The following is an 18,014-nucleotide window of genomic DNA, read 5'->3' as shown; positions in this document are numbered from 1 at the left end:
TGAAGAGGGAGAACGGCGGCGCCCGAGGCCGCTCAGCGCAGGTCGAGCCGCATCAGGATCCGGGGATGGCCGGAGAGCACCGAGGTGGTGTCGGCGGCCCACACGAAGCCGGCGCGCTCGAAGTTCTTCCGCAGCCCGGGATACGCCATCGTCAGGTCGACCCGCGCGTCGCCGTTGTCCAGCGGGTACGCCTCCACCGCCGGCGCCCCGTGCGCGCGGGCGAACTCGACCGCGCCCGCGATCAGGGCGTGGCTGACGCCCTTCTTGCGGTGGCCCGGGCGGACCCTGATGCACCAGAGCGACCAGACCGGCAGGTCGTCGACGTGCGGGATCTTGCGGTTGCGGGCGAAGGTGGTCTCCGCCCGGGGTGCGACGGCGGCCCAGCCGGCCGGTTCGCCGTCGTCGTAGGCGAGGACGCCCGGCGGGGGCTCCTGGGCGCACAGGCCGGCGACGTACTCGCTCCTGGCCGGTTCGCGCATCGCATTGTTGATCTTGGACGGGATGCGGTAGCTGAGGCAGAAACAGACGTTGGCCGTGGGCGACTTGGGGCCGATCACGGCGCGGACGTCCTCGAACACGGAGGCCGGGCGCACTTCGATGGTCATGCTCCCACCCTGGCACGGACGCCGCCGTCCGGCAGGCCGTACCGTGCGGTCCCATGGACCGAACCGAGAACACCCCCGCCGCCGGTTCCGGCACGGCCGGAGCCGTACCGCTCGATCCCGAACTCGCCGCCGTGCTCGCCGCGTCGGGCGCCCGGAGCCGGGAGCCGCTCACACTCCGGAACCTCGCCGGGCGGCAGGCGGTGGACGCCGCCGCACGCCCGCTGCCGTCGCTGCCGGAACTGTCCCGCGACGGCGCCTTCGCCGTGGAGGAGGTACGGGTGCCGGGGCCTCCCGGCGCGCCCGAGGTGACGCTCGTGCACGCCCGCCCGGCCGGGGCCCGCGGACCGCTGCCGCTCCTGTATTACATGCACGGCGGCGGCCTGGTCATGGGCAACGCCCGGGCGGTGCTGCCCCGGGTCCTGGCGTCCTGGGCCGGGCCGCTGGGCCTCGCGGTGGTCTCCGTCGCCTACCGGCTCGCCCCGGCGGCCCGCTACCCGGCGGCGGTGGAGGACTGCCGGGCGGGCCTGGAATGGGTGGCGGAGCACGCCGGGCGGCTCGGCGTGGACGCGGACCGGATCGTGATCGGCGGGAAGAGCGCGGGCGGCGGGCTCACGGCGGCGCTCGCACTGCTGCTCCGCGACCGGGGCGGCCCCCGGGCCGTCGGACAGCTGCTGCTCTCCCCGATGCTCGACGACCGACCGACGCGGGACGACCGGTCCGTGCCCGACGGCCGGTCCGTGCCCGACGACCGCGCCGGCGCGCATTCCGCACGCCTCCAGGACGGCGTCGACACCCTGGACCGCGTCTCGAACGCCACCGTCTGGCAGGCGTACCTGGGCGGGGCGTACGGCTCCGGGGACGTGGAGCCGTACGCGGCGCCGGCCCGCGCCGCCGACCTGTCCGGGCTGCCGCCCGCCTACCTCGACGTCGGTGCGGCGGAGCTGTTCCGGGACGACGCGGTGACGTACGCGAGCCGGCTGTGGCGGGCGGGCGGCGCGGCCGAGCTGCACGTGTGGCCGGGGGCGTACCACGGCTTCGACACCTTCGCCCCGGGCGCGGCGCTGAGCCGGGCCGCGACGGCGGCCCGCACCGACTGGCTGCGGCGCACCCTGGACGCGGGCGGGCGGCCGTAACGGCTGCTCCGTACGAGGGGCCGGGAGAGTGCGTCAGACGCGGAGTTCACGCGCTTCGAAGCGGCCCTGGCCGAGGACGAGGACGAAGGTGATCTGCTGGCCCTCGGAGAGGGAGCGGACCCCGTCCTCGACGTCCTCGGCCCGGAAGAAGACGGGTTCCTCCGAGCCCACGGGCAGCACGAAGCCGTATCCGGCGCGGCGGTTGAAGGACTGCACGAATCCGGTGGTGCGGTTGTCCACGGCGACCTCCTTCGCTCCGGGCGCTCACGGCGCCCCACCGGAGGTGTACCCCGTGCGGCCCGGCTCCGCATCCGGGCCGCGGGATGCGGCGTGCGGTCAGAAGACGGAGAGGCCCGTGATGGTGGTGAAGCGGTCGAGGGCGGCGACGCCGGCGACCGAGTTGCCGCGCGCGTCGAGGCCCGGGCTCCACACGCACAGGGTGCAGCGGCCGGGCACGACGGCGATGATCCCGCCGCCCACGCCGCTCTTGCCGGGCAGCCCGACGCGGTACGCGAAGTCGCCGGCGGCGTCGTAGGTGCCGCAGGTCAGCATGACGGCGTTGATCTGCTTGGCCTGGCTGCGGGTGAGCAGCCTGCTGCCGTCGGCGCGGACGCCGTGCCGGGCGAGGAAGCCGGTGGCGACGGCGAGGTCGGCGCAGGAGGCCTCGACGGAGCACTGCCGGAAGTACTCGCGCAGCAGGGTGGGGACGGGGGTGGAGATGTTGCCGTAGGAGGCCATGAAGTGGGCGAGGGCGGCGTTGCGGTCGCCGTGCTCGCCCTCGGAGGCGGCGACGTCCCGGTCGAAGTCGAGGTCGTCGTTGCCGCTCTCGGCGCGCAGGAAGTCCCGCAGGACGCCGGAGGCGTCGCCGGTGAGCCGGTGGAGCCGGTCGGTGACCACGAGCGCGCCCGCGTTGATGAACGGGTTGCGGGGGATGCCGTGTTCGTACTCCAGCTGGACGAGCGAGTTGAAGGGGTTGCCGGAGGGCTCGCGGCCCACGTGCGCCCACAGCTCGTCACCCTCCTTGGCGAGGGCGAGCGCGAGGCTGAAGACCTTGGTGACGGACTGGGTGGAGAAGGGCCGCTGCCACTCCCCCACTCCGTACACGCTGCCGTCCACCTCGGCGACGGCCATCCCGAACAGGTTCGGGTCCCCGGCGGCGAGCGCCGGGATGTAGTCGGCCGGGCGGCCCCGGCCGGCGAGGCCCGCGATCTCCTCGGCGACACGTTCGAGGACGGGCAGGAAGGACTGCATCATGATCACATCATGATGCAATCGGCCGGGCGGAGCGTCCTGGGCTCCGGACGACGGAGCGCGGGACTCCGCCGCCGCGTGCCGCCGCGCCCCGGTGTGGGGGACGCGGGCCCGGCCGCACATCCGGGCCCGCGCACCCCCGTCCGTCAGCCCGCGACGCGGGCCATCCACTCCTCCACCTCGGCGGAGGTGCGGGGCAGCCCGGCGGACAGGTTCTCGTGTCCCGCCTCCGTGACCAGCAGGTCGTCCTCGATGCGGACGCCGATGCCGCGCCACTCGGCGGGCACGGTCAGGTCGTCGGGCTGGAAGTAGAGGCCCGGCTCGACGGTGAGGACCATGCCCGGCACGAGGACCCCGTCGACGTACTCCTCGTTGCGCGCGGAGGCGCAGTCGTGCACGTCGAGACCGAGCATGTGGCCGGTTCCCGCCATGGTGAAGCGCCGCTGGAGGCCGAGCTCGTACGCGCGGTCCACCGGTCCCTCGATGAAGCCCCACTCGACCAGCCTCGCCGCGAGGTGCCGCTGGGCGGCCTCGTGGAAGGCGCGGTAGGGGGCGCCGGGCTTCACCGCGTCGAAGCCGGCCTGCTGGGCCTCGTACACGGCGTCGTACACCCGCCGCTGGACGTCGGTGAAGGTGCCGCTGATGGGGAGGGTGCGGGTGACGTCGGCGGTGTAGAGGGAGTGGGTCTCCACGCCCGCGTCGAAGAGGAGCAGTTCGCCGGGGCGGACCGGGCCGTCGTTGGAGGTCCAGTGCATGATCGTGGCGTGGTCGCCGGCGGCGCAGATGGAGCCGTAGCCGACGGAGTTGCCCTCCAGGCGGGCGCGGCGGAAGAAGGTGCCCTCGATCCAGCGCTCGGAGGTGGCGACGGCGGTGGAGAGGTCGCCGACGGCGTCGGTGAAGCCGCGGACGGTGGAGTCGACGGCCTTGCGGAGCTCGCCGATCTCCCAGGCGTCCTTGACCAGGCGGAGCTCGCTGAGGGCGTCCTCCAGTTCGGTGTCCCGCTCCTCGTCGGTGGTGACGGCCGCCTCCAGGGCGGGGTCGACGCCGCGCACGATCCGGGTGGGCACGCCGGCGTCCGCGGCCAGGTGGGCGGGGAGCTCTCGGACGTCGCGGCAGGCCAGTCCGAGGACCCGCTCGGCCTCGGCGAGGGAGAGCCGGCGGCCCATCCACAGCTCGGCGGTGTAGCCGATCCAGAAGGTGTCGTCGTCGCGGCCGTCGCGCGGCAGGACGTAGCCGTACGCGTCGTGGCCGCCGTCCTCGCGGGGCTCCAGGACCAGGGCGCAGTCGCGGGCCTGGTCGCCGGTCATGTGGACGTAGGCGGAGTGCGGGCGGAAGGGGTACGTGTCGTCGTTCGAGCGGACCTTGAGGTTGCCGGACGGGATCACCAGGCGCTCGCCGGGGAAGAGCGCGGAGAGCGCGGCGCGCCGGGCGGCGGCGTACGGCGCCTGCGCGGACTCGGCCAGGTCGTGCCGTTCGGTGTCGGCCCAGCCGGTCCGCATGAGGGCGGAGAGTTCCTCGGATATGCCGTCGTACAGGCCGTTCTTGCGACCCTTCGCCACGGTGTGCTCCTTCGTCGAGAGTCCTGCGGGGAAACCGCCGGTCGTCGGCGGCTCACGGACCGTAGCCCGCCCCGGGGCGCCGTGGGGCCGGGGAGTGCCAGTGGCACGGATCGGACACGCGGGGGTGCGGGCGGCGGCCAGAATGGGTGCCATGGCGAACGCGAGACTGGGCGAGGCGCTGCGGCTCCTGGGCCTCGGCGAGACGGCGGCACGGGTCTACCGAGCGCTCCTGGAGCGGGCCCCGGCGCCGCTGGCGGCGGTCGGCGCGGCGGCCGGGGTCGAGGGCCCGGCGCTCACGGAGGCGTACGGGGAACTGGTCGACGCGGGGCTCGCGAGCCCGGCGGCCGACGGCCGCGACACGGTGGCTCCGGTGCCGCCGGCGGCGGGCCTGGAGATCCTGGGCCGGCACCGGGCGGCGGAGCTGGACGAGTCGCGGATCACCGTGGGCGGCGCCTTCGAGTCGTTCCGGCGGCAGCGGCTGGCCGCGTACAACGACGACCTGGTGGAGGTGGTGACCGGGGAGGCGATCGGACCGCGGATGCGGCAGGCGTGGGCGAGCGCCCGGCAGCAGATCCGGCAGCTGGACTCACCGCCGTACTTCACGGTCCCCGGCGCCACCGACGACGCGCTCGCGACCCTCGCCCGCGGCGTCACCCAGCGGGTCATCTACTCCCGGGCCTCCCTGGAGCAGCCGGGCCATCTGGAGCGGTCGATCGAGCCGGTGATCGCGGCCGGCGAGCAGGCCCGGGTGCTGCCGTCGGTGCCGGTCAAACTGGTGATCATCGACGAGGCGTACGCGCTGGTGTCGCTGTCGATCCGGGAGGCCGACGTGTTCACCACGATGCTGGTGGTGCAGCCGTGCGGACTGTTCTCGGCGCTGGTGGCGCTCTTCGAGCAGTCCTGGCGGGACGCGCTGCCCTTCCACGGCCGCACCGCGCTCCCGGGCGGCCTTCCGCCGGCCGACCGGCGGCTGCTGTGGCTGCTCGCCGGGGGCGCGGCGGACGAGGTGATCGCCCGGGAGATCGGGGTCAGCCGCCGCACCCTCTTCCGCCGGATCCAGGTCCTGATGGCCCGGCTCGGCGCGACGAACCGTTTCCAGCTGGCGCTCCAGGCGCAGCGGCACGGCTGGCTCTGACCTGCGGGGTCAGGACCCTCAGGCCCCCAGGTGCTTGCGCAGGAAGGTGTACATCAGGGCCTTGTTGCGGGCGGCCTGGGCGTTGTCGGTGGCGCCCGCGTGCCCGCCGCCGGTGTTCTCGTGGAAGAGCACCGGGTGGCCGAGCTCGCGCAGCCGCGCCGCCGCCTTGCGGGCGTGCCCGGGGTGGACCCGGTCGTCGCGGGTGGAGGTGGTCAGCAGCACCGGCGGGTACGGGGCGCCGGCGGTGAGCCGGTGGTACGGGGAGAGGTCCCGCAGGTGCGGCAGGTCGGCCTCGTCGTCGGGGTCGCCGTACTCGGCGATCCAGGAGGCGCCGGCGAGCAGCTTGTGGAAGCGGACCATGTCGAGCAGCGGCACCTGGCAGACGATCGCGCCGAACAGCTCGGGGTAGCGGGTGAGCATGGCGCCCATGAGGAGGCCGCCGTTGCTGCCGCCGGCGGCGCCGAGCCGCTCCGGGGTGGTGATGCCCCGGGCGACGAGGTCGCGGGCGACGGCCGCGAAGTCCTCGAAGGCCCGGTGCCGGTGGGCGCCGAGCGCGGCCTGGTGCCAGTCCGGGCCGTACTCGCCGCCGCCCCGGATGTTGGCGATGACGTACGTGCCGCCGGTCTCCAGCCAACCGCGGCCGGTGAGCGAGGCGTAGGACGGGGTGAGGGAGACCTCGAAGCCGCCGTAGCCGTAGAGCAGGGTGGGCCCCGGGCCTTCTGAGCGGTCGGGGCCGATGACGAAGTACGGGACGCGGGTGCCGTCGTCGGAGACGGCGAAGGCCTGCTCGACGGCGAGCCCGGTGGTGTCGAAGCGGGCGGGCGCCTGGCGCAGGATCTCGGTGTCGCCGCCGACGTCGCCGCGGGTGAGCGTGGACGGCTGGAGGAAGCCTGAGACGTCGAGGAAGTACTCGTCGGAGACGTCCGGGTCGGTGTCGGTGACGGCGACCGCCGACAGCGGCGGTACGTCGGCGAGCGGGGCGCGCGACCAGCCGCCCTCCTCGCGCGGGGTGAGCACCTCGATGCGGGTGCTGACGTCCCGCATGGTCTCCAGGATGAGGTGGCGGCGGGTCCAGGAGTGCCCGGCGAGGGCGGTCCGCTCGTCGGGGACGAAGAGGGCCTCGGCGGTGCGGTCGCCGGCCAGGAAGGCGTCGAAGCCGAAGGCGAGGAGGGCGCCGGCGGGGTGGCCGAGCCAGGGCGACTTGAGGGTGACGATCAGGTGCTCGCGGTGGGCGTAGACCTCGGCGTCGTCGGGGACCTCGATCCGCACCAGCCGGTCGTCGGCGGTGACGAGGTGGGTCTCGCTGCGGAAGAAGTCGAGGGAGCGGCCGACGAAGTCGCGCTCGTAGCCGGGGGTGGGGTCGTGCCAGGCCCAGGCGGAGACGTCGGCGGCCTCGCCCTCGAAGAGGGTGACGGCCTCGGCGAGCGGGGTGCCGCGCCGCCAGCGGCGGACGGTGCGCGGGTAGCCGGCGTCGGTGAGCGAGCCGGGGCCGTGGTCGGTGCCGACGAAGACGGTGTCGCCGTCGACCCAGCCGATGCTGGTCTTCGCCTCGGGCACGGTGAAGCCGTCCCCGACGAAGCTCCGGGACGGCAGGTCGAACTCGCGGACGACGACGGCGTCGCCGCCGTCGCGGGAGAGGCTGACGAGCGCCCGGTCGTGGTCGGGCCGCCGCACCCGTGCCCCGGCCCACGCCCACTTCTCGCCCTCGGCCTCGGCGAGCGCGTCCACGTCGAGCAGGACCTCCCACTCGGGGGCGTCCTTGCGGTACTGCTCCAGGGTGGTGCGCCGCCACAGGCCCCGTACGTGCTCGGCGTCCTGCCAGAAGTTGTAGAGGTAGGGGCCCCGCCGGGTGGTGTACGGGATGCGGTCGACGGCGTCGAGCACCTCGCGCAGGCGCTCCGCGAAGGCGTCGAAGCCGGGTCCGGAGGCCAGCTCGGCCTCCGTCTCGGCGTTCCGCTCGGCCACCCAGGCGAGGGCGGCCTCACTGTCGACGTCTTCCAGCCACAGGTACGGATCGTCATGGTTCACGCGGGCCATTCTCCCCCGGCGCGGGAGGGTGGTGCCTCAGTCCGCGGTGAGCTTGTGCACCTGCTTGCCGTCGGTGTCGACGGCGAGGTAGCCGACGGCGCTGTACTCGTTGGTGCGGTAGACGAGGAGGGTGGGGCGGTCCTCGTTGAACGTCCAGCGCTCGGCGATGACGTACCGGGTCCGGGGTGCGTCGACGTTGAGCTCGCGGTCGGCGCGCCGCATCAGGGCAGGCAGGTCGTCCCAGGGCAGGACTGCGGGGTCGAAGGGCTGCTCGTCGGCGTCGGAGGCGCCGATGGTGCCGCCGGCGCCCTGCCGGCTGACCTTGCCGTCGCGGAACTGGTAGCGGTCGTAGGTCTTGGCGCCCTGCTTGGTCGGGATCTCGGCGATGGCGTACTCGTCGTAGACGAACATCTGCTTGATCGTCGTGACGCCGGTGGCCTCGCGGAAGGCGGCGAGGGCGGTGCGGACGCCGTCGGGGGTGAGGAGCTCGACGGGTGCGGGGGTGGGCGTGGGCTCGGTCTCCGGGGTGGTACTGGTGTCCGTCCCGGTCGTGGGGCGATCGGTGCCCGTCCCGGTCGTGGGGCCGGGTGAGGTGGTGCGCTCGCCGGTCCCGGTGCCGGTGCCCTTGCCGGTGCCGAGTCCGAGACCGCCGGTGCCGCCTCCGCCGTCGGGGAGGAACTGGAAGACGGCGAGGGTGAGCAGGGCGGCGCCGAGGACCAGTCCGCCCGTGAGCCTGGCGAGGCGCTTGCGACGGGCGGGGCCGGTGGGGCGCGCGGGGTCCGGCCCTGCGCCCTGCGGGCCGGGCCACCCGTAGGCGGGATGGGCGTACGGATGGGCCGGGGGCGCCGGGTGGGCGGCGGGGTCCGGCGGGCCGAAGCCCGGGGGTACGGCGTCGGCGGCGGCACCGCCCGCGGCGGCCTGCGCCTCGGCGAGGAGGCGGTCGAGGAGCGCGCCGTCCGGGCGCTGGGCCGGGTCGCGGACGAGGAGGCGGGTGAGGACGGGGGCGAGGGCGCCGGAGCGGACCGGCGCCGGGATCGGGTCGTCGAGGACGGCGACGACGGTGGCGAGGCTGGTGGCGCGGCGCAGCGGGTGGTGCCCCTCGGTGGCCACGTACAGGAGCATGCCGAGGGACCACAGGTCGGAGGCCGGGTTGCCCTCCTCGCCGCGGATCCGCTCGGGGGCGATGAACTCGGCGGAGCCGATGAGGTCGCCGGAGGCGGTGAGCCGGGAGGTCGACTCGTCGAGGACGGCGATGCCGAAGTCGGTGAGCACGGCGCCGCCTTCGGCGCGCAGCAGCACGTTGGCGGGCTTGACGTCGCGGTGCTGGATGCCGGCGGCGTGGGCGGCGCGCAGGGCGCCGAGGACCTGCCGGCCGAGGGCGATCGACTCGGGGACGGACATCGGCCCGGCGGCCAGCCGGTCGGCGACCGAGCTGCCCTCGACCAGTTCCATGACGATCCACGGGGCCGAGCCGTCGGCGGGTTCGACGATGTGGTGGACCGTCACGACGTGCGGGTGGGAGAGCCGGGCGAGCGCCCGCGCCTCGCGGACGGCCCGCGCCCGCGACTGGGCCGTGAGGCCGGGGCGGGCCGCCTCGGCGGCGGGGTCGGGCGGTTGGACCTCCTTGAGGGCGACGTCCCGGTCCAGGGCGATGTCGCGGGCCCGCCAGACGGTGCCCATGCCACCGCTGCCGAGCCGGGAGACCAGCCTGAACCGTCCGTCGACGAGCGGTCTGCCGTCGTCGTCACTCGTGCTCATGAGCGGTCATCGTAGGCGGCCGGGGTGACAGCGGGCGGTCCGGGCGGCGCACCGGAGCGCGCCGCCGGGACCGGCGGGGTCAGGGCTTCATCTCGTACGCGCCGGAGAGGGCCTCGACGCGGGACCAGACGCGGGCGGTGCGGGCCTCGTCGACGACGGGGCGGCGGACCGCGCCGAGCGCCCAGCTCTGCTGCGCCTCGGTGGCGGAGTCCTTGCCGTGGAGTTCGACGGCGTGGGCGGAGAAGTCCCGGACGAGGACGGCGAAGAGCTCGTCGAGGACGTCGTCGTCGAGGCCGGTGAGGGCGGCCTGCTCCAGGACGAGCTGGGCGTGGACGACGAGCGCGAAGAGCTGGCCGACGGCGAGGAGCAGGTCCAGGTCGCGGCTCTGCGCCTCGTCGGGCGCGGCGGTGCGGACGAAGTCGCAGAGCGCGTCGGCCTGTTCGCGGAAGCGGGCCACGTTCGGGAGCCGGTCGTACGCGTCGAAGGCCGGCCGCCAGTCGTGGAAGCGGACCGAGCCGAGGCCGCGGGCCGGACCCTGGCGGAAGAGGAAGGTGTCGTCGGCGGCGTCGAGGCGGGTGGGGACGGGCTCGTAACCGGCCGGGGCGAGGAGGTGGTTGGCCATGAACTTGAGGATGAGGGCGAGGTTGACGTGGACCGTGCCCTCCAGCTTCGGCAGGCCGCGGATCTCGACGGCGGCCTGGGCGAAGTAGTTGTCCTTCTCGAAGCCCTTGGCGGCGATGACGTCCCACATGAGGTCGATGACCTTCTCGCCCTCGGTGGTCACCTTCATCTTCGTCATCGGGTTGAAGAGGAGGTAGCGGCGGTCGTCGGGTCCGGCGGTGCGGAAGTAGTCGACGGCGCGGTCGCTGAAGAGCTTCATGCCGGCCAGGCGCACGTAGGCGTCGGTGAGTTCGCGGCGCACGTGCGGGAAGGCGGTGACGGGGCGGCCGTAGAGGACGCGGTTCTGGGCGTGGGTGACGGCCTCGTACATCGCGTGCTCGCAGATGCCGATGGAGGCGGTGCAGAGGTTGAACTTGCCGACGTTGACGGTGTTCAGGGCGGCGTCGAAGGCGGCGCGGCCGGTGTGCAGGACGTCGGCGGCGGCGACCGGGTAGTCCTCCAGGCGGAACTCGCTGACGAACTTCGAGGAGTCGACGACGTTCTTGACCAGGTGGTAGGCCGGGTGGCGGCTGTCGGCGGCGAAGAAGACGTAGCCGTCGGGGCCCTCGACGTCGGTGCGGCGGCCGAAGACGGAGACGAGACCGGCCTTGTTGCCGTTGCCGATGTAGTACTTGGAGCCGGTGGCGCGGAAGCCGCCCTCGCCGTCGGGCGTGAGCAGCATGTCGGTGGAGTAGATGTCGGCGCCGTGCGTCTTCTCGGAGAGGCCGAAGGCGAACACCTCGCCCTGGTCGAGGAGTTCGGCGGCGCGGGCGCGGGCGGCGGCGTTGTCGCTCTGCCAGACCGGGCCGAGGCCGAGGATGGTGACCTGCCAGGCGTACCAGTAGTCGAGCCCGTAGAAGCCGAGGATCTCGTTGAGGGCGGCGATGCGGGCGGTGTCCCACCGCTTGTCGCCCTGACCGTCGCCGTCGCCGGCCTCGGCGGCGGGGGTCAGGAAGGTGGCGAACAGCCCCTCCTTGGCGGCGAAGGCGAGGAAGTCGCCGAGCCAGGCGCGGGTCCGGTAGTCCTCGATGATCCGGCGCTTGCCGCGCTCCTCGAACCAGTCGACCGTGGCGCGCAGCAGCCTGCGGGTCTCGGGGTCGAAGTGCGCGGGGTCGTAGGTGCGGGGGTTGAACAGGAGCGCGTCGGTCATGGGGTAACCGCCTTGAGGGTAAGGAGGGTGGACAGGGAGGGGGACAAGGAGGATTGACGAGGGGGATCGACAAGGGGGATTGACGAGGGGGCGAGGCTTCCAGAGGTGGCCTCAGAACCGGTGCAGGGTGGCGAGGACGTCGTCGAGCCAGGCGATCATCATGCGTTCGTACGCGATGCCGCCCCGGAGCACGACGTGCTGGAGCTCCCGCTCGGCGTCGGGCGGGGTGCCGTCGCCCGGGACCGGCGGGAAGTCGCGCTCCTCGCCGGCGAGGTAGTGGGCGAGGCGATCGGAGTGCGCCCGCCGGTGCCGTTCGACCTCGCGGACGAGGCCGGCGGGGTCGTCGAAGGCGGCGCCCCGGATCTTCACGGCGAGGTCGTGCCGGACGCTCTCGGGCTCGATCGGCTCGTGCAGCCAGGAGCTGAGCGCCGCGTGCCCGAGGTCGGCGACGGAGTACTCCCTCTTGTCCGGCCGCCCCTGCTGGGGCACCTCGCGGGCGGCCACCCAGCCGTCGTTCTCCATCCGCTTGAGGACGCGGTAGATCTGCTGGTGGGTGGCGGTCCAGAAGTAGCCGATGGAACGCTCGAACCGCCGGGCCAGTTCGTATCCGGACCCCGGCTGCTCCAGCAGGGACACGAGGATCGCGTGTTCGAGCGCCATGCCCCCGATCCTGCTATGCAACTGGTTGCATAGCAAGGCGGCCGGCCACCGATGAGACGCGCCTCACGACGCGAACGGCCGGGCTGCCACGCCGTCCATCACCTCGCCCGTCACCTCGTCCGTCACAGCGTCCGTCACGCCGTCTGGAACACCAGGGCGAGGACCTCCGCGAGGCGCCGCTTCAGCGCCTCGGCGTGCGGGGCCCGTACGGGGCCGGGGGCGCCGGTCCGGGGCCGTACGCCGACGTCGGCGAGGAGGTACAGCATCCGCAGGGTGCGCATGGCGTTGGAGATGTGCGCGGCCGTCGTGGGGACACCGGGCGCCCGCCCGGCGGCGAAGGCCGCCTCGACCGGCTCCAGCCAGCGCAGCGCCTCGGCCTCGGTCAGCTCGGGCCGGTTCAGGGTGCGGGCGATGCCCTGCGCGAGCCGGTCGTCCTCCTGCTGGGCGAAGACGTGCCCGGTGGGGGCCACCAGCCGCTCCGCAGCGAGCGCCAGCATCACGCTCGGATCGACGTCCGGATGGGAGCCGAAGGCGCCGAGCAGGTCGGCCCCGTGCGCGACGGCGTGTAGCCAGCCGAGCCGGGAGTCATGGTCGCGCAGGTCGGTCTCGGCCGGGTACCAGCGCCGGAACGCGGCGAGCCACGCCGGGTCGAAGTCGCCCCGCGCGACGATCATGTCGAGGACGAGCGGCGCAAAGGCACGCGCCTGGATCTCGGGGGCGTCGAAGCGGGCGGCCATCACGGCGCCGAGCCGCGCGCGCAGCGCCCGGTCGATCACGTCCCGCTCGATCCAGGTCCGCAGCACGACGTACGGCGCGCCGTCGCGGAGGTCCGGATCGGGATGCCGCAGGGCCTCGGCCAGCTCGTCGGCGAGCGCGGGGAGGTCGGCGGCGGCAGGGGCAGGGCAGCCGTCCGTGTAGAGGCGAAGCCAGCGGGCCGCATCGATGGGCGGCGTACGGCCGTCCGTCGTCAGGTCGCCCGCCGTCAGATCGTTCGTTGTCAGGTCGTTCATTGTCAGGTCGTTCGTCGTCACGGCCTCACCCTGGGGACCCACCGGAAGGCGGTCAACCGATTATCGGACGGAGGGTCAGGCCTGAGGCACGGCCGGCAGTGTCAGTGGCGCTGACTACGCTCGGCGACATGACGACTCACCTGGTGGACGCCGCCTGGGACCGCATCGACCGCTGGCTCCTCACGCACGCACCCCGCACCTTCGCCGCGCTCGCACCGCCCGCGCGGGAGGAGGACATCCGCGCTGCCGAGCGGGAGTTGGGGGTCGACTTCCCGCCGGATCTGTGCGCCTCACTGCTGCGCCACGACGGCACCCGGCCGGGGCCGGAAGCCCTCCGCTTCGACGACGACGACCGGCTCCTCGGACTCCGGGAGATCGTGGAGGCGACGGAGATGATGCGGTCGTTCGCGCAGGGCCTGGACGCGGACGACGAGGACGGGTACTGGTCGCACGGCTATGTGAAGTTCGGCGCGTACGAGGTCACCTCCGACGGGGTCGCCATCGACTGCGACCCGCGCAGGGACACGTACGGCACGATCGGCCGCTTCTTCGACGAGATCGGTACCACCTTCGGCAAGGCCGACTCCCTGAGCGCGTACCTGACGCGGCTGGCGGACCGCCTGGAGATCCCGGGCCATCCCATCCCGGTCACCTTCGCCGGCCGCCTGATCTGGGAGGACCCCTCCCAGCGCCTCCCGGAGTGGGAGCCGACGGACACCCCGCTGCCGGGCCCGGACGCGGAACTCCCCTCGTTCGACCTCCCGGAGGACCCGTCGGAGCGCCTGAAGGTGGGCTTCCTGGACGGCCTGGAGGAGCTCGGCGCCCTGGTCGCCACCCTCCCTCCGGAGCGCATCGCGGAAGCCGCCCGCGCACAGGCCCGCCGGCTGGCGGACGAGACCGGCCTCGCGGCGTACGCCGAGATAACGGAGGCCCTGGACACCCCCTCCCCCGACAGCCCCGCGATCCCGCGGCTGCGCGCGGTGAGGGCATCGGCAGAGTCGCGCGGCGACCACGTCCGGGCCAAGGCGGCGCTCGAACTGGCCCACGCGGTACGGGGCTCCGTCTACCGGGCGGTCGCGGAGATCCCGACCACTCGTGCCATGTACGCCCCGCTGTGGCGCGACGACCTCCACGCCGACCTCGGCAGCCCGCCGCTCCCGCCGGACCCCGACGACACGTTCTGGGCGCGGCTCCGCAACCCCGCCATCGACGCGGACGCGTACGCCGACTGGTTCACGGAGGGGCATTGCATTCAAGACTAAACCCATTGCAACAAAAGACCGCCATTAACCTGCATGCACTTCGGACTTGCCATCCATCATCGTTGCCGAATCACTAAACGCAATGTACTGTCACTCCCGTTCGACAGTCCGCTGAAGATCAAGTACGGGGGGATTCGATATGGGAACGGCCAAGGGCGGCTTCACCGAGGCGGGGCTGCGGCGGGTGCGCGAGGTGCTCGCCGGGCACGTCGCGTCGGGCAGGATCCCGGGGCTCGTGGCGCTGATCGGGCGGGGCGACGAAACGCACGTCGAGGCGCTCGGCACCATGCGGCACGAGGGCGGCGCGCCGATGCGCCGCGACACCATCTTCCGGATGGCCTCGACGTCGAAGCCGGTCGCGGTGGCGGCGGCGATGATCCTGATCGACGAGTGCCGGCTGCGCCTGGACGACCCGGTCGACAGCTGGCTCCCCGAGCTGGCGGACCGTCAGGTGCTGAAGCGGGTCGACGGCCCGCTGGACGAGACCGTGCCGGCCCGCCGGCCGATCACCGTCCGGGACGTGCTGACCTCGACGTTCGGCCTCGGCATGGACCTGACGTCGCTCGGCACCCCGATCATGAACGCGGTCTTCGAGCAGGGCCTCACGCCCAACCTGCCGGTGCCGATGCCCGAGCAGGACGAGTGGATGCGCCGCCTCGGCACCCTCCCGCTGATGCACCAGCCGGGCGAGCGCTGGCAGTACCACATCAGCCACGACCTGCTGGGCGTGCTCGTCTCCCGGGTCTCCGGCCAGTCGTACGAGGCCTTCCTCCGCGAGCGCCTCTTCGAGCCGCTCGGCATGAAGGACACCGGCTTCCACGTCCCCGCCGACCAGATCCACCGGCTGCCTCCGCTGTACGCGCCGGACCCGCAGACCGGCGAGTTCCACGTCTGGGACGAGGCCGAGGGCGGCCGGCACAGCGCGCCGCCCGCCTTCCAGAGCGGTGGCGGCGGCCTCAACTCCACCGCCGACGACTACCACGCCTACTTCCGCATGCTCCTCAACGAGGGCATGCACGGCAACGAGCGCATCCTCTCCCGCCCCGCCGTGGAGCTGATGACCACCAACCGGCTGACCCCCGAGCAGCAGGCGGCCCGCCACAAGCTGGCCACGGACAACGTCCACATCTCCTACGGCCAGGGCCAGCACGGCGGCTGGGGCTTCGGCATGGCGGTACGCACCTACCGGGGCGACTACGCCCCCGTCGGCCAGTTCGGCTGGGACGGCGGCAGCGGCACCTCCACGTACGCGGACCCGGTGAACGGCCTCACCGGCATCCTCCTCACCCAGACCGGCACCTCCGTCCCGGCCCCGGCCCACCTCTTCCACGACTTCTGGACCACCCTGTACCAGGCCCTGGAGGACTGAACCGAAGCACGGCGGCCGGCTGCACTCAGCACCGGCCGCCGTCATACACCTCCGTCCCGCGCGGGGGCAACCAGCCCAACGCTCCACCGGCCGTCGCCGGGGTGGCCGACAGCGGCATCATGATCGTTCGTGAATGTGGGTCTGTCGCAGCGGCTCGTGCCGGACGATCTATGGGCCATGGTCGAGCCGGAACTGCCGTCTTTCCGCTCGCGCCCGCAGGGCGGTGGCACCGCGCCAATCGACCAATGTGCCGTGTTCACGGCCGTCGTGTACGTGCTGACCAGCGGGTACGCATGGCGGCATCTGCCACCGTCTTTCGGAGTGTCACCGGCGACGGCTCACCGGAGGTTCTCCGTCTGGACCGCCTCCGGAGTGTGGCGTCGGCTGCACCGCGTGGTCCTGGACGAGACTGGAGCCCGTGGCGGACTCGCCTGGAGTTCAGTGATCGCCGATGCCGCCTCAGTGCGCGCGAAAAGGGGGCCCCTGATAGGGCCGAATCCTGTCGACCGAGGCAAAGCGGGCAGCAAACTGCACGTTCTGACCGACGCGCAGGGGCTGCCTGTAGTCGTCGGGATGTCTGCCGCGAACGTCAACGATGTCCAAGCGCTTCGCCCGCTCATCCTCGGAATCCCGGCCGTCCGCTCGCGCCGCGGCCCCTCGCCGGCGACGTCCCGGCAAGGTTCGTGCCGAAAGGGCGTACCACTCGGCCGGCAACCTGGCGTGGCTGCGCGAACGCCATATCACTCCACGGATCGCCCGGCCGGGCATGGAGTCCTCCGAACGCCTCGGAAGGCATCGATGGAAGATCGAGAGAGCGATCTCCTGGCTCTTCGGACACCGCCGCCTGACCGTCCGCTACGAACGAAAAGGCAGCCACTTCCTCGCCTTCCTCGGGCTCGCCGCAGTCATGACCTGCTATAAGAAGCTCGCCAAGATCGTCACGTGAGACCCCGTCTTAGAACGCCTAACACAATGAGGTGGTGTCACCAGCAGGCGACGCACTGGGTGAGGTCTTCCGACAGGAAGACCGTGAAACGTCTCTGTGATCCGGTGACCGTGGCCATGTAGACCCGGGCCGCTCCTGCCGCTTCGAGTCGGGCGATGGCCTCGGCCAGTCCGGGCCGGGGTGTGACGCCCGTGTCGAGCATGACTTGGTGCCGCCAGGACCAGGTGTCCCAGAGCTGTCGTGCAGAAGCCGTCTGGTTCAGGAAGACCTGGAAGTCCGCGCCTGTCTCCAGCTCGGCCAGGGCTGAGCGTGCTGAGATGCTGCCGTCCTCGGACAGTGCGGATTGCAAGGCGTCTCGGTTCATGCGATCAGTTTGCGGGGCCGGTCGATCGACATGGGGCGGGCCGGTCAGGTCAAGGACAGCACCTGGCGGTGGGTGATCAGGCAGCAGGCTAGTTTGAGGAAGGCTTCGTGGATGTCGGCTCGACGTTCCCAGCGGACGCGGAGGCGTTTGAAGCCGTGGAGCCATGCGAAGGTCCGCTCGACCACCCACCGGTAGGTTCCGAGACCACTGCCGTGAGGTGTTCCGCGGCGGGCGATGGCAGGGGATGATCTGGCGGGCCCGAACCTGGTCTCGGTAGATGTCGTGGTCGTAGCCGCGGTCAGCGAAGACGGACTGGGGCTTGCGGCGGGGCCGTCCGGGCCGCCCACGAACGGGTGGGATGGCGTCGAGCAGGGGGATGAGCTGGGTGACGTCGTTGCGGTTGCCGCCGGTGAGGATGACCGCAAGCGGGGTGCCGTGGCCGTCGGTGATCAGGTGGTGTTTGGAGCCGGCCCGTCCCCGGTCGACCGGCGACGGGCCTGTCTGGAGCCCCCTTTTAGCGCTCTGACGTGGCTGGAATCGACGACCGCCCTCGACCAGTCGAGGCGGGCGGCGGCATTCAGCTCGGCCAGCAGCACCTCGTGCAGCTGCTGCCAGACGCCAGCCTCGCTCCAGTCCCGCAGCCTGCGCCAGCACGTCATACCGGACCCGAACCCGAGCTCCTGGGGCAGGTGTTCCCACTGGATGCCGGTGTGCAGCACGAACAGGATCCCGCACAGCACCTGCCGGTCCGGGACCGGCTTGCGGCCCGGGTACCTGAACCGTCTCTCCCGCTTCGGCAGGATCGGTTCGATCCGTGCCCACAGGTCATCCGACACAATCCACGGTGAAGCCCCCATGACCCGGACAACTCCGAACCCGGCAACCGGACACGGGCACCAGGACCGATCCACCTCATTGTGTTAGGCGTTCTTAGGGCGTGCAGCTGGATTCCGGCACGCAGGCTCCCGACCGGCTCCGCCTACCGGGTCGCCCGTAAAACGCAGAAAAGCCCCGCACCATAAGGTGCGGGGCTTCCCCACAATGATTGTTCGGCGGCGTCCTACTCTCCCACAGGGTCCCCCCTGCAGTACCATCGGCGCTGAAAGGCTTAGCTTCCGGGTTCG

General features: G+C 72.7%; 15 protein-coding genes, 1 rRNA gene and 1 pseudogene. 5 read left to right on the top strand and 12 right to left on the bottom strand.

Annotated features, from left to right (window positions below; translation table 11 throughout):
* Positions 1-32 precede the first annotated feature (32 nt).
* The gene (locus HHL19_RS28565) at positions 33-605 is read right to left on the bottom strand and encodes a GNAT family N-acetyltransferase (protein WP_169093251.1); all 573 of its coding nucleotides are present in this window, start codon (positions 603-605) and stop codon (positions 33-35) included.
* A 53-nt stretch (positions 606-658) separates the two neighbouring features.
* On the opposite strand from HHL19_RS28565, the gene HHL19_RS28560 reads away from it, so the two are divergent.
* On the top strand, positions 659-1,738 hold the full coding sequence (locus HHL19_RS28560; protein ID WP_169093250.1) for an alpha/beta hydrolase: 1,080 nt from the start codon (positions 659-661) through the stop codon (positions 1,736-1,738).
* A 33-nt stretch (positions 1,739-1,771) separates the two neighbouring features.
* Here HHL19_RS28560 and HHL19_RS28555 read toward each other — a convergent pair whose 3' ends face one another.
* The 3 genes from HHL19_RS28555 to HHL19_RS28545 form a co-directional block, all read right to left on the bottom strand.
* Positions 1,772-1,978: a cold shock domain-containing protein gene (locus HHL19_RS28555; protein ID WP_346768547.1), complete on the bottom strand. Its 207-nt coding sequence runs from the start codon at positions 1,976-1,978 to the stop codon at positions 1,772-1,774.
* Between the two features lie 96 nt (positions 1,979-2,074).
* The gene (locus HHL19_RS28550) at positions 2,075-2,992 is read right to left on the bottom strand and encodes a glutaminase (RefSeq protein WP_169093249.1); all 918 of its coding nucleotides are present in this window, start codon (positions 2,990-2,992) and stop codon (positions 2,075-2,077) included.
* Between the two features lie 143 nt (positions 2,993-3,135).
* Positions 3,136-4,548, bottom strand: a complete 1,413-nt coding sequence (locus tag HHL19_RS28545; protein WP_346768548.1) for an aminopeptidase P family protein — start codon at positions 4,546-4,548, stop codon at positions 3,136-3,138.
* 151 nt (positions 4,549-4,699) lie between these two features.
* Between HHL19_RS28545 and HHL19_RS28540 the strand changes: the two genes are divergently transcribed.
* Positions 4,700-5,683, top strand: a complete 984-nt coding sequence (locus HHL19_RS28540) for a response regulator transcription factor (protein WP_206325778.1) — start codon at positions 4,700-4,702, stop codon at positions 5,681-5,683.
* 18 nt (positions 5,684-5,701) lie between these two features.
* Here the strand turns inward: HHL19_RS28540 and HHL19_RS28535 are convergent, their stop codons facing one another.
* From HHL19_RS28535 to HHL19_RS37795, 5 genes are all read right to left on the bottom strand, one after another.
* A complete protein-coding gene (locus tag HHL19_RS28535) occupies positions 5,702-7,711 on the bottom strand; it encodes a prolyl oligopeptidase family serine peptidase (RefSeq protein ID WP_346768549.1) in 2,010 nt (669 codons plus the stop codon).
* Positions 7,712-7,747: 36 nt separating this feature from the next.
* Positions 7,748-9,469 (bottom strand): serine/threonine-protein kinase, encoded by a 1,722-nt coding sequence (locus HHL19_RS28530; protein ID WP_169093245.1) that lies wholly within the window; start codon positions 9,467-9,469, stop codon positions 7,748-7,750.
* A 79-nt stretch (positions 9,470-9,548) separates the two neighbouring features.
* On the bottom strand, positions 9,549-11,279 hold the full coding sequence (locus HHL19_RS28525; RefSeq protein WP_169093244.1) for an acyl-CoA dehydrogenase family protein: 1,731 nt from the start codon (positions 11,277-11,279) through the stop codon (positions 9,549-9,551).
* A 111-nt stretch (positions 11,280-11,390) separates the two neighbouring features.
* Positions 11,391-11,939, bottom strand: coding sequence for a PadR family transcriptional regulator (locus tag HHL19_RS28520; protein WP_169093243.1), 549 nt, complete (start codon positions 11,937-11,939; stop codon positions 11,391-11,393).
* 134 nt (positions 11,940-12,073) lie between these two features.
* Entirely contained in the window at positions 12,074-12,970 is an 897-nt protein-coding gene (locus tag HHL19_RS37795) for a DUF2785 domain-containing protein (protein ID WP_169093242.1), read from the bottom strand.
* Positions 12,971-13,077: 107 nt separating this feature from the next.
* Between HHL19_RS37795 and HHL19_RS28510 the strand changes: the two genes are divergently transcribed.
* From HHL19_RS28510 to HHL19_RS28500, 3 genes are all read left to right on the top strand, one after another.
* The gene (locus HHL19_RS28510; RefSeq protein ID WP_169093241.1) at positions 13,078-14,211 is read left to right on the top strand and encodes an SMI1/KNR4 family protein; all 1,134 of its coding nucleotides are present in this window, start codon (positions 13,078-13,080) and stop codon (positions 14,209-14,211) included.
* Positions 14,212-14,350: 139 nt separating this feature from the next.
* Positions 14,351-15,580, top strand: a complete 1,230-nt coding sequence (locus HHL19_RS28505) for a serine hydrolase domain-containing protein (RefSeq protein WP_169093240.1) — start codon at positions 14,351-14,353, stop codon at positions 15,578-15,580.
* 129 nt (positions 15,581-15,709) lie between these two features.
* Positions 15,710-16,526 (top strand): IS5 family transposase gene (locus tag HHL19_RS28500; protein ID WP_169093239.1). Its coding sequence is split into 2 segments (ribosomal slippage): positions 15,710-16,234 and positions 16,236-16,526, totalling 816 coding nucleotides; the frame shifts between segments, so codons are not numbered across the junction.
* A 37-nt stretch (positions 16,527-16,563) separates the two neighbouring features.
* Here HHL19_RS28500 and HHL19_RS28495 read toward each other — a convergent pair.
* From HHL19_RS28495 to rrf, 3 genes and pseudogenes are all read right to left on the bottom strand, one after another.
* Complete coding sequence (locus tag HHL19_RS28495; RefSeq protein WP_169093238.1) at positions 16,564-16,890, bottom strand: phosphoribosyltransferase; 327 nt, start codon at positions 16,888-16,890, stop codon at positions 16,564-16,566.
* 44 nt (positions 16,891-16,934) lie between these two features.
* Positions 16,935-17,747 (bottom strand): annotated as a pseudogene (locus HHL19_RS28490) (IS5 family transposase).
* A 190-nt stretch (positions 17,748-17,937) separates the two neighbouring features.
* A 5S ribosomal RNA gene (gene rrf / locus HHL19_RS28485) occupies positions 17,938-18,014 on the bottom strand; the annotation flags it as partial.

The organism is Streptomyces sp. R302 (assembly GCF_012927245.1).
Classification (GTDB): domain Bacteria; phylum Actinomycetota; class Actinomycetes; order Streptomycetales; family Streptomycetaceae; genus Streptomyces.
The sequence above is the reverse complement of the archived record's forward strand: the minus strand, read 5'-3'. Positions and strand labels throughout refer to the sequence as shown.

What these genes read in the sequence shown, in the direction of transcription:
- HHL19_RS28560 (WP_169093250.1), top strand. Translation starts at nt 659, where the DNA reads ATGGACCGAACCGAGAACACCCCCGCCGCCGGTTCCGGCACGGCCGGA.
- HHL19_RS28565 (WP_169093251.1), bottom strand. Translation starts at nt 605, where the DNA reads ATGACCATCGAAGTGCGCCCGGCCTCCGTGTTCGAGGACGTCCGCGCC.
- HHL19_RS28530 (WP_169093245.1), bottom strand. Translation starts at nt 9,469, where the DNA reads ATGAGCACGAGTGACGACGACGGCAGACCGCTCGTCGACGGACGGTTC.
- HHL19_RS28550 (WP_169093249.1), bottom strand. Translation starts at nt 2,992, where the DNA reads ATGATGCAGTCCTTCCTGCCCGTCCTCGAACGTGTCGCCGAGGAGATC.
- HHL19_RS28510 (WP_169093241.1), top strand. Translation starts at nt 13,078, where the DNA reads ATGACGACTCACCTGGTGGACGCCGCCTGGGACCGCATCGACCGCTGG.
- HHL19_RS28495 (WP_169093238.1), bottom strand. Translation starts at nt 16,890, where the DNA reads ATGAACCGAGACGCCTTGCAATCCGCACTGTCCGAGGACGGCAGCATC.
- HHL19_RS28520 (WP_169093243.1), bottom strand. Translation starts at nt 11,939, where the DNA reads ATGGCGCTCGAACACGCGATCCTCGTGTCCCTGCTGGAGCAGCCGGGG.
- HHL19_RS28540 (WP_206325778.1), top strand. Translation starts at nt 4,700, where the DNA reads ATGGCGAACGCGAGACTGGGCGAGGCGCTGCGGCTCCTGGGCCTCGGC.
- HHL19_RS28505 (WP_169093240.1), top strand. Translation starts at nt 14,351, where the DNA reads ATGGGAACGGCCAAGGGCGGCTTCACCGAGGCGGGGCTGCGGCGGGTG.
- HHL19_RS28525 (WP_169093244.1), bottom strand. Translation starts at nt 11,279, where the DNA reads ATGACCGACGCGCTCCTGTTCAACCCCCGCACCTACGACCCCGCGCAC.